Below are 16,152 nucleotides of genomic sequence, written 5' to 3' on the forward strand. Positions count from 1 at the left end.
TGATATAGTAAAACTGTAACATTATGACTTTTATGGATATATTTACTATTCTGTGACATCGAGTCACAAAATAGTAATAATTAACGAGGCAAGCCTCGAGGTATTAAACCTGAAAGCGAATAAAAAAGGTGATTTTTAGAAGATTACCATTCTTAAATTCTATAATTACTATTACTTTACATTATTGCTTTTTGTATAGAATCTTATTTGCATTGTGGTCAACTTTTCTTACTAATTCCCCATTTTTATAATACTCCCAGATTCCTGTTTTTAGGTTATTAACGAAGTTTCCCTTCGCCCTAACATTACCTTCAATATCATAATACGAAGTATTTCCGTTGAGTTTGTCTACTGAATAGCTTGAGTTTTGAAGTAACTTTCCCGACTCAGAATAAATTTTGTACTGTCCATCCTGAACTCCATTTCTATAGTCTATTTCTTCAGCGATTTTTCCATCTATAAAATAAACTACACGCTTACCGTCTAAGTTTCCTTTGGAATTATAATGTTCTTCAATCATTACATTATTAGAGTTTTTATGATAGAAAACCCAATCGTCAATAAAATTTTTACCATCCATTTTACCCTTACTTACAATTTTTCCATTTGAAGCCGTAAAGGTCACTTCTGAAATATCGTTCTCAGGATTAAAAACTTTAATAGCGCTTAAAACACTCTTTTTACGTTTGAGTTTGTAGTATTTAAACGTATCTATTTCTTTTCCATGGTTAAACTTTCCTTCGTAACGTAGCTGATTGGTATTTGGATAATTTTTATGCCATACACCGTGTCTTTTCCCACTTTTATCGAATTTATTTACTTGATTTTGAGCAGGAAGCGATGTTAAAATTATTGTAAAAATAATACCTAAAATAATTTTACGTCTAATCATTTATTAGATTTGTTAAACAAAATGAACAAAAATTTATTAACTCTAAAAAAATTCAAAAAAATGAAATTTATTTCAAAAAACTTAAAATTACTTACAGTATTTCTTTTGGTTTTAGGAATTTCTGCATGTAGCGACGATGATGACAACAACATACCTACATCGACTACTGTTGTAGATGTGGCTGTTACAAATGGTTTTACATCTTTGGCTGAAGCCTTAACTAGAGCGAATCTAGTGACCACTCTACAAGGAGTCGGACCTTTTACAGTATTTGCACCAGATAATGCTGCATTCCAAGCTTTGTTAAACTCTAACCCAGCATGGAATACAATAGATGATATTGATATCGACTTATTAACTACAGTACTTAAAAATCACGTAGTTGTAGGTTCTACAATTCCTTCCTCAGCTATTTCAGATGTAGGTGTTTATACAAATGTTGATGCTACTGGTCCAGAAAACAATAATTTAAGTTTATACGCAAGAAACAATTCTGGAACTGTTGAAATTAATGGTGGAGACGGAACAACAACTGCTCCTCGAAATGGTGCTGATGTTACTTTCGCAGATCAAAATGCTGATAACGGTGTAGTACACGTCATAAACAAAGTGTTATTACCTCCAACTATTATAGACATGGCTTTAGCAAATCCTGAATTTGGTAGCTTAGTGGCTTCATTAACAACCGATGGACAGCCAGATTTTGTATCTACATTATCTACAGCAAATGGCACTTCTCCAGCCCCTTTCACAGTATTTGCTCCAACTAATGCAGCTTTCCAAGCTTTATTAGACTCAAATATGATGTGGAATAGTCCTGCAGATATCGATACTGCATTATTAACTGCAGTACTAGAGCATCATGTATTAGCTGCACAAAATGTACAATCTGTAGATTTAGTCCAAAATGGAACGACAAGTCCTGTAACATTACAAGGACAAACTATAAATATTATACTTCCTGGAACAAACGGAAACATTGCAGATGTGGTTGATGGTGCTGGTAATGATGCTGGTATTATTGCAGTAGATGTGCAAACATCCAATGGCGTGATACACGTCGTAAACGCAGTACTACTACCTGCGAGTTAAAAAATAAAAGTCGAGGCTGATTACCTCATCTTTATATTGATTGATTTAGTTAGTGAAAAGCCTCCATTGGAGGCTTTTCTTATTTTAGAACTATACTCTATATTTATAACTTGAAATCAATTTATGGACATAAATAAAAATATAGAAAATAATGTTACCAAAAACATTAAGCTCTTTTCTTCAAAATCAATTACTCTCACCACTTTTTTTGGAGGACCATTGAGCGCAGGCTACTTAATAGGAGCGAATTTTAAAAATTTAAAAAATACGATGAAGGAAGAAAATCTTTAATCATTGTATTATATCTACTGCAGCTCTATTTTATCTAATCTTAATTATTCCTGAAAGTATAATGGATAAAAATGAAATAATACTCAAATACTCCCAAACACGCCTAGAATTATTTTTACTCACAAGAAAAGCTGTAGATCAAGACACAAATAAATATGACTATAAAATATTTTGATTTAAACTCTAAAATCGAAAATTTACTTAGCCTACTAAATTAAACAATAAAGCCAGAACATTAGTTCTGGCTTTATTGTTTATATGTAAAAATTATTTCTTCTTATTACGTTGTTGCATTTGTTTTTGTTTTTCTGCTTGCTCCATCATATCTGCCATCTTTTTCTGAAAACGATTTTGCTTCTTAGGCTTACTTTTACTCACTTCAATTTTAGCTAAGACCTTTTCTTCATCTATAATATAATTCTTAATCACTAACATAATACCTATACTGATTAAGTTAGAAATAAAATAGTATAAACTTAATCCAGATGCATAATTGTTAAAGAATACCAACATTAGTAATGGAGAGAAATAAATCATATACTTCATCATCTTGCTCATATCGGGCATACCTTCTTGTGGTGGACCTTGCATAGCAGTTTGCTGACCTGTTGTCATTTTCATGTAAAAGAAAATAGCAATCGCCGCTAATATTGGGAACAAACTCACGTGGTCTCCGTAAAACGGAATTGGAAATGGTAACTCTGCAATACTATCATAAGAACTTAAATCATCTGCCCAAAGGAAGCTTTTTTGGCGCAAATCGAAAGCTGTTGGGAAGAACATAAATAAAGCATAGAATACTGGTATTTGCATTAAACCAGGTAAACAGCCACTAAGAGGACTTGCTCCTGCTTTGTTTTGTAATGCCATAGTCTCTTGCTGCGCTTTTAGCTTGTTATCTTTGTGTTTTGCTCTAATAGCATCCAATTCTGGCTTCAGTATTTTCATCTTAGCTTGCGATAAAAACTGCTTGTATTGTACAAAAGACAGTAAGATTTTAACCAAAATGGTCATCACTATAATAGCTATACCGTAAGGTAAAAAGCCACTTAAAAATCCAAATAACGGAATAAACACCGCTTTATTAATCCAACCAAAAATTCCCCAACCAAAAGGAATACTTTCTTCTAAGTTCTTGTCATAAGACTTTAAAATCTTAGCATCTGTTGGCCCATAATATAAACCCATAGATTTATCAAAGTTTCCGCCACTAAGCTTTAATGGAATTTTGGATGCATATAGTTTCGTAAAAACCGTATCAACTTCTTCATCTTCTACTAAATCCTTTGAAGACATGTTCACAGACTTGAATGGTGAATTTGGTACTAAAATACTACTAAAAAAATGCTGTCTATAGGATAACCAATAGACATCTGACACCAACTCTTCATCATCACTCATCTGAGCCAGTTTATCAATTTTATCCCCATCGTGCTGATAGGTTAAGCGTGTGTACCTATTTTCATAGCTAACGCTCTGGTCATTACTATACGCCTTTAACTTCCAATCTAGATTAATTTCTTGGGAACTATTAACCACATTATCCAAACCTTGTGATTTAATTGAAAAATCAATCATATAATCGTTAGGCTTTAACTCATATCTATATTCAAGAAAACGTGTTTCTGAAACCTTAAGCTTCATAGAAACCACGGTATTTTCACCGCTTTTAGACACAGATGGTTGAAAATATAAATTCTCTGTATTTAAGACACGATTATCTGTAGTAGAAAAATTGATATTAAAATTTGTATTACCATCTTTAATCAGATAAATAGGCTTATCGTTATTATCTACAAATGCTTTCAATTTTACTTCCGCAAGGTGACCACCTTTGTTGTAAAATTTAAGTGCCAACACATCAGTCTCAACTTCAGTTACCGCATCTGTAGCTGATGGTAACGTTGAAGCGTAAGCAAAAGCACCTAACTTATTCTGAAGCGCTATTTGTTGTAAAGAATCTGAAGCCATTACATTAGAGTAATCTTCGGCTGTAGTTACTTTTGTGGTTAAGGCTTGTTTCTCTTCTTTTTCTTTATTTTCCGCTGCTACTTGTTCTGCTTCAGCTTTCTTTTGAGCTTCTAATTCTTCTGGAGATGGCTGATTTTGGTAGAAGTACCAAATCATAATTCCGAATAATAGAACAAATCCAATGACTGAGTTAATGTCAAATTTCTTTTCTTCCATATAATAATAACCGACTTAGCGGTAGTAATTGATTAGTTATTTTGATAACCCAAAAAGCTATCCAAAGTTTTATACATGCCAAACTGACACACTATTTTTTGTTTTTATATTTAAGTGCTGCCGCAACAAAAGAGACAAACAAAGGATGCGGATTTGCCACGGTACTTTTATATTCTGGGTGGTATTGTACTCCGACAAACCAATTGTGAGTTGGTATCTCTATAATTTCTACCAAACCAGTTTCAGGATTGTAGCCTGTTGCTTTTAATCCAGCGTTTTCTATTTGTGCTTTGTAATCGTTATTAAATTCGTAACGATGACGATGACGCTCTTTTATGTTGGTTATTTTGTAAGCTTCGTAAGCCAAACTATCCTTCTCTAAAGTACAATCCCAAGAACCTAAACGCATGGTTCCGCCTTTGTTTACAACATCCTTTTGAGATTCCATTAAAGCAATTACCGGATGTGAGGTATGCTCATTCATCTCAGTAGAATTAGCACCTTGTAATCCTAAAACATTACGAGAATATTCAATCAATGCCATTTGCATACCTAAGCAAATTCCTAAAAACGGAATATTATGTTCTCTCACATAACATACAGCTTCAATCTTACCCTCAATACCGCGCTCTCCAAAACCTGGCGCTACTAAAACACCATCTAAATGACTTAGTTTTTTTTCTGCATCAGTTACAGTAAGGTATTCAGAATGTATAGATTCTATATTTACTTTAACTTCGTTTTCGGCACCTGCGTGGATAAATGCTTCTAAGATAGATTTGTAAGAATCCTGAAGCTCTACATACTTCCCAATTAACCCAATAGTAACTTCTCCTTTTGGATTTTTATGACGGTGAACAAATTGGTTCCATGAAGTTAAATCTGGCTTATCACTATTAAGTTGTAATTTATTTAGAACCACTTTATCTAAACCTTCTTCTAACATTAAATTCGGTACATCGTAAATAGTTGATGCATCAATAGATTGGATGACGGCTTCCTCTTTCACGTTACAAAAACGTGCTAATTTATTCTTAATACTATCGCTTAATTCGTGCTCAGTACGACAAACTAAAATATCGGCTTGTACACCACTCTCCATCAATGTTTTAACGCTATGTTGTGTAGGTTTGGTTTTTAACTCTCCTGCTGCAGATAAATAAGGTACTAAAGTCAAGTGTATGACACAAGTATTACCTTCTCCTAAATCCCATTCTAACTGACGTACCGCCTCTACATATGGTAAAGATTCAATATCTCCAACAGTACCACCAATTTCGGTGATGACAATATCATAATCGCCTGAGTTTCCTAAAATCTGAATACGGTTTTTAATCTCGTCTGTAATATGTGGAATAACTTGTACAGTTTTGCCTAAAAATTCGCCACGACGTTCTTTGTCAATAACACTCTGGTAAATGCGACCTGTTGTTACATTATTGGCTTGTGATGTAGGTACATTTAAAAAGCGCTCGTAATGACCCAAATCTAAATCCGTTTCTGCTCCATCGTCAGTAACGTAACATTCACCATGCTCATAAGGATTTAATGTCCCTGGATCGATATTAATATATGGGTCTAATTTTTGGATGGTAGTTCTGTAGCCTTGTGCTTGAAGTAATTTGGCTAGAGATGCTGCTATAATGCCTTTTCCGAGAGAAGAAGACACGCCGCCTGTTACAAAAATATACTTTGGATATGTTGTCATGTTGCGCTTATAAACGCAGGCAAATTTACAAAATTAAATGACTTATTAGAGAATTGTTTTGGGTTTGTTTTTGATTGGTGATTTAGCGAGAATCCTAGAACAAATTACATTACAATGAAGCCCAAATGTCTTGACTTTTAATTTTTTAATCTAACTTCTTTTAAAATACCATAAAATTAATTGAAACTGGATTTTATTTAAGCGTTAAACGTAACACCAAAAAAAACGCTCTAAAACTCTCGCTTTACCTTATAAATAATATCTTCCAAACCATTCACCTTTATTTCATACATCTGTTGCATCATATTACCCAGTTTCCCTTTTGGAAAGCCTTTTTGTTTAAACCAAGTGTAATAATATTCTGGGATATCTACTAAGTATTGACCTTTATATTTACCAAAAGGCATTTTGTATTTGGCAAGCTCTATAAGCGTTTCTTTATTACCTGATATCATCTATTGTGTTTTATAGGCTTCAAGCTTTTTAAGCGCTTTAGCTATGTAAAGATTCCATGCTGCTTGCTTTTCTTTATTGATGGAATGGTTGGTTTCATCATCATATCGTTGCTGCATCTTGTATGAGTCTCTACTAATAGATTTGTACAAATCATTAAGCTGACTCTTTAATCTAGCTGATGGTTTAATTTTACTAATTTTCTTACGCAATAGAAGTGCGTGCAATTCGGTAATATCAAAATGTAATTGCTCGTGCTTTAATATGTAAGGTGTAGCAACTTCGGGTTTGTACCAAGATTCTGTTGGGTAGAACAAGCACTCTACATTAGTCGTAAAATCAGTAATTGTATTCCCTGTTTTGCCAATTGAAAACCCAAAAGAAATTCCAGAAACAGTTTGTGCTGCTGCGTCGTTGTTTCTATTTGGTTTGCCCTTAAAATTTTTCCATAAAATGGGTTTTTCCGCTTGCCAAGACATCGTCTCTAAATCTTCGTTTTGACCAAAGCAAATGGTTGAAATTAAAAGGAAAATCCTAACAAATTTCATTATCGATATATATGAATTTAAACTAGAAACGCTTAGCCGCATGTAATATTGTTACATCATGGTTAGCTAACACTTACACTTACTGAGTTTAGTTAACCTCAACAATCTTCAAATTATAGTGACGTACAATATAAGAAGCTTGATTAATGAAGCCACCAAACATTTTCTTAGAATAGTTAAATTTATTCTCAATATATTCAGTAGCGTAGGTGTCATTTGTATTTGGCAAACCATCTTCTGTTGATGCCAAACGCAGTAAAATATCTAATGTTAAATCAAATCCTCTCATCGCATATTTACTTGGAGACAAGCCATACTTAGAGGTATAATTTTTTACAAAACTATTTCCTGATTTTTCGTCATACTCTTTATAAATTGAGGCATAGTGAAATTTTAAATTTGATAGATGGTAATTGTTATCTGGATCATTACTTTCAAAAGCCTTACTCTTATCTGTAGTTGTTAAGATAATTTCTACATCATCAACTGAAAGTCCATTGAGAAGACTAATTATACTCGAGCCAAAGGACACATCGTCTGTTTCTAAAAACACAATATTTTTTCCTTTTTTAAATAAATTCTCAAAAGTTACAGGATATATAAAATAGGCATCTTTCCCTTTATCCTTACCTTCTTTAGTTATCTCAGAAAATAATTGTTTTGCCTCTGGAAAATGTCTCTTTAAATTATTATTTACACCTCTATGTTTTTGGTCAGAAATAATAACTACTTGATTTTTTGTAGAGTCTTGCTTTACAAAATCTACCATTTTTTGTTCGAGTATTTTTTTATCTGGAATAGTTTGATATACATTAGTAGTCACTTTTGATGGCTTAGCTAATGGGGCAAATACGGGTACTGAATTACCCCTAACTTCAGATACAAAACGATCAAAGTTCTTGCTCATCATTGGGCCAATAATAGCATCATAGTCTGAAAAATCTTCTTTATTAGTGATGTTTGAAATTTCACTTGTTCTGTTTTCAGTATCAAATACTTTTAAATTTGAAGAAATGCCTAGTTGTTTGGCTGAATCTAAAGCCATCAGTACACCCGAATGAAAATCTAAAGCGGTACTTAAAATGCGATCAGATTTGATGATATCTTTAGCTTCCGCAACCGAATCCAAATCAATGCGCTGAAGTCTAAAAGGCATTAAAATTGCTAGGCGTTTCGTAGATGTATTTATAATGTTATCTCGTAAATCTGTAACATTAAAATCTCCAATAATACTATCAGTTAAAATCTCAATGCCTGCCGGTAATTTTAATACCATACCCGCTTTGAGACCTGATTCTTTAAGTTCAGGATTTAAAGCTTCAAGTTCTTCTTTAGTTAAGTCTAGTTTCTTTTTTAATCTAAAGAAACCTTCTTTTGGTTGCACCTCATAATAATTTGAAGCAGTGTCAGTTTGCTTCTCTTCATTGTCTGCAATATTAGGCACATTAAGCACATCACCTGGTTGTAGCACTTCCTTTATATCAGGATTTAAGGCTTCTAATTCCGAAACTGTAATCCCAAACTTATATGCAATACGCCATTTACCTTCTTTTGGTCTAACTGCATATTTCTTTATAGTATTAGAGAACGTCTGCTTAGAAACCACAGTCTTATATCGCGGTATTCTTATACGGTCACCTCTGCGTAAGTTTTCTGAATATAATCTTGGATTTGCTTTTTTAATTTCAGCTTCAGTAACATTATAGCTTTTAGACAGTCCATAGAGTGTTTCTTTACGCCTTACTTTATGTTTTTTGTAATCTATAATTTCTTTAGATTCTTCAATAATAGGTTCGTTTTTTACTTTAGAAACAGGTATTATGAGTGTTGTATTTACTCCAAAATCGTCTTTAGCATCTGGATTGAGAGCCAAAATATCAAAAGGTGTCACCAAATATTGCTTGGCTATACTTTCTAAAGTTTCACCAGATTTTACCTTGTGAGTTTTATACTCTTGTGCCTGAGCATAAAATGAACAAACAAAAATTAAGATGGTTAAAAAAATCTTCATATAAATATTAATTACTGGAAAATAATCACTGCAAGCTGTTTTACTGTAAACTGCCAATTAAGACTTATTCCCATTCAATAGTAGCAGGTGGCTTTGAGCTAATATCGTACACTACTCTATTAACGCCTTTTACTTTATTTATTATTTCGTTAGAGGTCTTTTGCAAAAACTCATAGGGTAAATTTACCCAATCTGCCGTCATACCATCTGTACTTTCAACTGCTCTCAAGGCTACACATTTTTCATAAGTACGTTCATCTCCCATAACACCTACACTATTAACTGGTAAAAGCATTGCTCCTGCTTGCCAAACCTTATCATATAAATTCCAAGAACGTAAATTATTAATAAAAATAGCATCGACTTCTTGTAATATACGAACTTTCTCTCGCGTTAGATCTCCAAGAATCCTAATAGCCAAACCAGGACCAGGAAATGGATGGCGGCCTAATAAATGACTATCCATATTCATAGAAGCACCTACGCGTCTTACTTCATCTTTAAATAATGCTTTCAATGGCTCTACAACTTCAAGCTTCATAAAGTCTGGTAAACCTCCTACATTATGATGACTTTTTATGGTTGCACTTGGACCACCAGTAGCCGAAACACTTTCAATGACATCTGGATAAATCGTTCCTTGTGCTAGCCATTTTACATCCTGTATCAAATGTGCTTCATCATCAAAAACCTCTATGAACACGCGACCTATAGTTTTACGTTTTTCTTCTGGGTCGCTCTTTCCTGCTAAGGCATCCAAAAAGCGTGCCGAAGCGTCTACGCCTTTGACATTAAGGCCCATACCTTCGTATTGATGTAGTACATCTTCAAATTCATTTTTACGCAGTAAACCATTATTTACAAAGATGCAATAGAGATTTTCGCCAATAGCCTTGTGTAACAACATGGCAGCTACTGAAGAATCTACGCCACCAGACAACCCTAAAACAACTTTATCATTCCCTAATTTTTCTTTTAAGTCTTCTACAGTTTCCTCAACAAAAGCATTTGGCGTCCAATCTTGTTTAACCTCTGCAATTTTCACTAAGAAATTCTGAAGCAATTGATACCCATCGGTAGAATGGTAAACTTCAGGATGAAACTGAATCGCATACGTATCTTCGCCTTCAATTTTAAATGCAGCGTTTTCAACGTCTTCTGTACTTGCTAATAAAACACCTCCTGTGGGTAACTTTTTTATAGTATCACTATGACTCATCCAAACTTGGCTGCTTTCGTGAATATTCTCAAAAAAATCTTCACCATCTTTTATATAACCAAGGTTGGCTCTACCATACTCTCTTGTATTGGATTCTGCAACCTCTCCACCAGAAAAATGCGCCAAATATTGTGCACCGTAACAAACGGCGAGCATCGGCTTTTTTCCTCTGATACCTTCTAAGTTAGGATGAAGCGCTTCTTCTGAACGAACAGAAACAGGACTACCTGATAATATAACAGCTTTAAAACTGTCTGAATCTGATGGAATTTTATTAAATGGATGAATCTCGCAGTAGATGTTTAACTCTCTAACGCGACGCGCAATAAGCTGTGTGTATTGCGAACCGAAATCTAAAATAAGGACTTTGTTGTGTTGCATGCACAAAAATAGTAATTGATGTGCAATTTACTATTTACCAAATGCGATTTTTTGAATAGTTTTTAACAGCATTGTAAAGTAGAAAAATTACAATTTTATAATTGTAAAATCTCCTCTTAGTGGCTGAAGTGCTTTTATCAACTCTAGAATTAAATTGTCGCCAAATTCCAAATACAATTCTGAAAAATTAGTATTCCGTTCTTGTAAGCTCTGTCTTGGAAATAATTGCTCTTGCAAATCTGTGGCTCGAGAAATCTCGTCGGCTAGCTTTTTCTTTTGTGCAGTTAATAGTCGTTTTTCAAGATGTTTTAAACCTTTTATTTGTTTGACTTCTTGTGCTTTTATAGCACCTATGAAAGATGTGTCGGTTTGTTTAGCTAGTTTAAATAAGTCCTCAAATTGTTTTTCAAGATGTTTAATTTGATCTGAAAAGTCAATATCTATGTTTGATATTTTCCGAACACGTTTGTTGATAAAACTATCACGCTTCAAGAATAAATCTTTATCCGAGATATCTAGACTTTCTTGTTTTTTGGCTTGCTTTTCAGTTTTTATTAATACGGAATTGCGCAATAACAAAATAGGAAATACAACATCTTGCGCTTCAAAATTAGATTTTAGTTGAAACCAATACGCCATTTCACCGCCACCACCGATATAGCACAAATTTGGAAGAATGACTTCCTGGTACAACGGTCGCATAATCACGTTTGGCGAAAAGCACTCAGGTGCTTCTTCGAGATGTTTTAGCAATTCATCTTTAGTCCACGAAATGTCTGTATCTAATACTGAAAACACACCATTAACTTCGATAATTCGTTCTCGAAGTTTGCCATTTATATAGAATAAATTGATTTCTCTCGGATTGACTTGAACGTTGTAACCCAGAGTTTCAATTTCGTTGTTCTTTTCATTTACAGTTTTAAAAGCTACCCGTTCTAACAACTCTTTCGTCATCTGTGGAATAAACACACGTTTTAATTCGGAATTATCGGCATCTATAACCACCAAACCGTAGTCTGCAAATAGAGCATTCGCTAAATAACGTGTTGCATCTGCCAAATTATTATGATTGAGATATGCTTCTTTAAACAAGGTTTTTAATTGTTCAGCATATTTTCCTGGACCAAATTCTGAAGAAATAATGTCATAAACTGCGTCTAAACCTTCGGTTGTTAATCTCCCAACTGCACCAGCATCATTATCTTCGACCTTATTTGGCCATTGAATTTTTTTTCCTTTAAAATTGAAATAATTGATTTCGTCAAAATCATGATCTTCAGATGCCATCCAATACATCGGCACAAAATTATAATCTGGATAAACTTCCTTTAACTCTTTCGTTAAATTTATGGTAGAAATGATTTTATGCAGAAAATACAAAGGACCAGTAAATAAATTTAGTTGATGCCCCGTTGTTATGGTAAATGTATGTTTAGACTCTAAACTTTTAATGTTTTGAAGGGTTAATTCTGAAGTTTCTAGTTTTTGGTATTGTTTTTTTAAGACTTCTACTAGAACAGTTCTCGACTGACTTTCAAAAGAAGTTTGCTTTTCTTCTATTTGTGCTTCAAAATTTTCAAGCTTCGGAAAGCGGTTGTAAAGCGATTTTAATTCTGGTTTTTCATCCAAATAATCACAGATAAAATCAGAAAAATAGTTCGTGTCTCTAAACGAAATACAGTCAGTTGGCATGTAAAATCATTAATTATGGCATAAATATACATTAAGCTAAAATGCCAACTGCTAATTTTTAGTTAATATGATATCCGAAATAAAATATTTTAAATCACAGTACATATTTTTACTAGCTTTACAATTCAACTAACACCTACTATGCAAAGATTTTTTTTAGCGCTATTTCTCATTACGGCAATTAGCTTCTCTTCGACTTCACAAAACATTCAATCACCAGACAAATTTTTAGGTTATGAAATAGGAACCCAATTCAGCCGACACCACCAAGTAATTGATTATTTTAAGTCAGTTGCTAAAGCACTTCCAAACCAAGTTAAAATGGAAAAATATGGCGAAACTTATGAAAGACGGCCATTATATCTAACTTACATTTCTAGTGAAGAGAACATTAAAAATTTAGAATCCATTCGCGAGAACAATCTTAAAAATGCTGGTTTAGTAAATGGCAATGCTACAAATCCTGAAATTGCTATTGTGTGGTTGAGTTATAACGTACACGGTAATGAGGCCTCGAGCACGGAAGCGGCAATGTTAACTTTATATAAGTTATTGACCGAAAAACAAGACTGGTTAAAAAACACGTTAGTTATCATTGATCCATGTATAAATCCTGATGGTCGTGACCGTTACGTTAATTGGTTTAATGAAACTGCAAGTCAGCCATACGACATCGACCAACAGGCTAGCGAACATAATGAGCCTTGGCCAGGCGGAAGGCCAAATCACTATTTATTTGACCTCAACCGAGATTGGGCTTGGGCAAGTCAAATAGAATCTGCCTCACGATTAAAAGCTTATAACAAATGGATGCCACATATTCATGTCGATTTTCATGAACAAGGTATCAACGAACCTTATTATTTTGCACCAGCAGCAGAACCGTTTCATGAAATAATTTCAGATTTTCAACGTGATTTTCAAACAGAGATTGGACAAAACCACGCTAAGTATTTTGACAAAGAGGGTTGGTTATTTTTTACACGTGAACGTTTCGATTTGTTTTATCCGAGTTATGGTGACACCTACCCAACATACATGGGTGCCATTGGCATGACCTACGAACAAGGTGGACACGGGCGTGCAGGTTTAGGTATTTTAAATGACGAAGGCCATGTATTAACTTTAGTTGAACGTTTAACACATCACACCACAACAGGCTTATCCACCATTGAAATTGCTTCAAAAAATGCAAAACGCTTAAATGATGAATTTGGAAAATTCTTTGATAATTCAGATTTAAAATACAAAAGCTATGTACTTTCTGGAAACACAGATAAGATTGAAAGTTTAAAAAACCTTTTGAGTAAACACGATATTAAATTTGAAAACGCTTCTGATCGAAAAGTGAGCGGTTATAATTATTCTACAGGAAAACAAGGCAGCTTAAACACAGATAGTAACACCTTAGTTGTACACACTAATCAACCCAAAGGTAAAATGGTGAAGGTTTTATTTGAGCCTAATGCAAAATTAACCGACTCATTAACTTACGACATCACAGCTTGGAGTATGCCGTATGCTTATGGCTTAGATGCTGTGGCGAGTACTTCAAAAATTTCTAGTAACTCTACAGTTGAAGGCAAAATGCCAACTATGCTTCCTGATGCTTATGGTTATGTGAGTGATTGGAATAGCATGAAAGATGCTAAATTTCTTGCAGCACTTTTAAAGGCAGATTTCAGAGTGCGTTTTACAGAAAAGCCTTTTTCTTCAAACAGTAAAACTTTTGATCGTGGTTCTTTAATCATTACAAAAGGTGACAATGCACAGTTTGAAAACATGCAAACTAAATTGAATGAACTGACAAAAAAACACAACAAAACATTAAGTGTTATCAATTCAGGATTTTCACAAACAACTCCAGATATTGGTTCGCCAGACATTAAGCTAATTAATAAACAGAAGATTGCAGTGCTTTCTGGGGAAGGTACATCTTCATTGAGTTATGGAGCGATTTGGCATTTCTTTGAGCAACAATTGAAATATCCAATTACATCAATTAATACCGATAATTTAAGCCGAACAAATCTTGATAAATACAACATCTTAATTATGCCTAGTGGCTATTATGGTCGCATTCTCAATGAAAACAACATGAAAGATTTAAAAGATTGGGTTCGCTCTGGTGGAAAAGTAATTGCCATAGATGCTGCATTACGAAGCTTTGCTGGGAAAGAAGGTTTTGGATTGAAGTACAAAAAGAAAGAAGAAGATGAAAATTTAGAATCGAATAAACTCACTCCTTATGCTGAGCGTGAAAGACAATATACTAATAATATGATAACTGGCGCTATTTTTAAAAGTAAAATTGATAACACACACCCAATGGCATTCGGTTATGAAAACGATTATTTTACGCTAAAATTAGGAAACGCAGCGTACAGCTTACTCGACCGCGGTTATAACGTTGGCCATATTGCAGACACCAAAGTGTTTTCAGGTTTTGTCGGACAAAACGCACTAAATAACTTGGACAACACGTTAGTTTTTGGAGAAGAACGCATGGGAAGCGGTAGTTTTATATACATGGTCGACAATCCATTATTTAGAAGCTTCTGGGAAAACGGAAAACTGTTTTTAGTAAACTCTATTTTCTTTGTGAACAATAACGCTTTTGAATTGTAAAATATAAATCGAATCATACCGTCACTTCGAGTGATTTTATGAAGTACGAATAAAATAGTATCGAAAAGCTTTTAGAACTCAAATGGTTCTCGATACAAATTTTTCTCATTTTCAATCGAAAAATTCACTCGAACTGACGACATAATAAAACATAAGAATCAACAAATCATGAAATACATCAAATCCATTTGCTTAAGTGAATTATCTATTTAACAACATAGAAAGAAATATAATTCAGAAATTAAGAAACTCTGAACCCAAAGGTATTTGGACTGAATTTGTAAGAGTGATATTTGAATTTGAAAATTTTTATATAGAAATTGATTGTCTACCAGAAAAAGCTGATTCACAAAATATCGCGGACGAAGCAATGACTGTCAAAATTCGTGAGAATATAGAAAAATATCAGCCTAACGAACAAGCAATAAAAATTAAAGAAAAGAATAAGATTACAGATATTAAAATTGCCCGAACACTACTCTATTTTACTGACTCAATAACCGAAACTTATAAGGTGAAAAAGTTAGATTCCAAATGGAATAGAATGTTAAGTAAAATTTCTGGAGTTAGGAAAAGTGAAATCGACAAGTTACTTGAAGGGACTTCAAGCAGTTATCATAGTCAAATTATTTGTAGACCTGATTCAGAAGAATCAAAAAACTCAAGTGCTGAATACTCAAACTTAATCGACGTTGGAATTATAGTGGAATTTGACAATCAATATTTACCTGCTTTGGTTCAAGCAAACGCCTTTGGATTTGGCCATTTGGAAATAAAACCACTTTTGACATCGGAAGAAATCAAAAGTTCGTTGAATAAATATGAACTGATATAAATAAAAGTCGAGTAGGTAAAGGGGAATCTCACCCCTAAACCTCTCACAGAACCGTACGTGATACTCTCGCAAATCTGTACTTTCCTGAAATAGGTTGACTAAAAATTAAACCATTAATTATAGTCACTTATGAAAACACAAAAACAACACTGGCGAAAAAAAAGCTATCAAAAAGCCACCTTAGAAACCAAACTTTTGGTCGTTGACCAAAT

Annotated in this window: 11 protein-coding genes; 3 read left to right on the forward strand and 8 right to left on the reverse strand. The window is 33.7% G+C overall.

Annotation, left to right across the window (positions count from 1 at the left end):
* Positions 1-181: 181 nt before the first annotated feature.
* The gene (locus tag HKP48_RS03910; RefSeq protein WP_296343033.1) at positions 182-892 is read right to left on the reverse strand and encodes a toxin-antitoxin system YwqK family antitoxin; all 711 of its coding nucleotides are present in this window, start codon (positions 890-892) and stop codon (positions 182-184) included.
* 60 nt (positions 893-952) lie between these two features.
* Between HKP48_RS03910 and HKP48_RS03915 the strand changes: the two genes are divergently transcribed.
* Positions 953-1,984: a fasciclin domain-containing protein gene (locus HKP48_RS03915; protein WP_296343035.1), complete on the forward strand. Its 1,032-nt coding sequence runs from the start codon at positions 953-955 to the stop codon at positions 1,982-1,984.
* 558 nt (positions 1,985-2,542) lie between these two features.
* Here HKP48_RS03915 and yidC read toward each other — a convergent pair.
* The 7 genes from yidC to bshC form a co-directional block, all read right to left on the reverse strand.
* The gene (yidC, locus tag HKP48_RS03920; protein ID WP_296343037.1) at positions 2,543-4,462 is read right to left on the reverse strand and encodes a membrane protein insertase YidC; all 1,920 of its coding nucleotides are present in this window, start codon (positions 4,460-4,462) and stop codon (positions 2,543-2,545) included.
* A gap of 91 nt (positions 4,463-4,553) precedes the next feature.
* Positions 4,554-6,170: a CTP synthase gene (locus tag HKP48_RS03925; protein ID WP_296343040.1), complete on the reverse strand. Its 1,617-nt coding sequence runs from the start codon at positions 6,168-6,170 to the stop codon at positions 4,554-4,556.
* 230 nt (positions 6,171-6,400) lie between these two features.
* Positions 6,401-6,625 (reverse strand): DUF3820 family protein, encoded by a 225-nt coding sequence (locus HKP48_RS03930; protein ID WP_296343042.1) that lies wholly within the window; start codon positions 6,623-6,625, stop codon positions 6,401-6,403.
* The gene (locus HKP48_RS03935; RefSeq protein ID WP_296343044.1) at positions 6,626-7,171 is read right to left on the reverse strand and encodes a DUF922 domain-containing protein; all 546 of its coding nucleotides are present in this window, start codon (positions 7,169-7,171) and stop codon (positions 6,626-6,628) included.
* Positions 7,172-7,259: 88 nt separating this feature from the next.
* Positions 7,260-9,182 (reverse strand): LysM peptidoglycan-binding domain-containing protein, encoded by a 1,923-nt coding sequence (locus HKP48_RS03940; RefSeq protein ID WP_296343045.1) that lies wholly within the window; start codon positions 9,180-9,182, stop codon positions 7,260-7,262.
* A gap of 64 nt (positions 9,183-9,246) precedes the next feature.
* Positions 9,247-10,782 carry a glutamine-hydrolyzing GMP synthase gene (gene guaA / locus HKP48_RS03945; RefSeq protein WP_296343046.1) on the reverse strand — a complete coding sequence of 512 codons (1,536 nt, stop codon included), beginning with the start codon at positions 10,780-10,782 and terminating at the stop codon, positions 9,247-9,249.
* Between the two features lie 87 nt (positions 10,783-10,869).
* On the reverse strand, positions 10,870-12,477 hold the full coding sequence (gene bshC / locus HKP48_RS03950) for a bacillithiol biosynthesis cysteine-adding enzyme BshC (protein ID WP_296343048.1): 1,608 nt from the start codon (positions 12,475-12,477) through the stop codon (positions 10,870-10,872).
* Between the two features lie 141 nt (positions 12,478-12,618).
* Here bshC and HKP48_RS03955 point away from each other — a divergent pair, with 141 nt between their 5' ends.
* Both HKP48_RS03955 and HKP48_RS03960 read left to right on the forward strand, forming a co-directional pair.
* On the forward strand, positions 12,619-15,105 hold the full coding sequence (locus tag HKP48_RS03955; RefSeq protein WP_296343050.1) for a M14 family metallopeptidase: 2,487 nt from the start codon (positions 12,619-12,621) through the stop codon (positions 15,103-15,105).
* A 196-nt stretch (positions 15,106-15,301) separates the two neighbouring features.
* Complete coding sequence (locus tag HKP48_RS03960; protein WP_296343052.1) at positions 15,302-15,940, forward strand: hypothetical protein; 639 nt, start codon at positions 15,302-15,304, stop codon at positions 15,938-15,940.
* Positions 15,941-16,152: the final 212 nt, after the last annotated feature.

The organism is Winogradskyella sp. (genome assembly GCF_013042245.1).
GTDB lineage: Bacteria > Bacteroidota > Bacteroidia > Flavobacteriales > Flavobacteriaceae > Winogradskyella.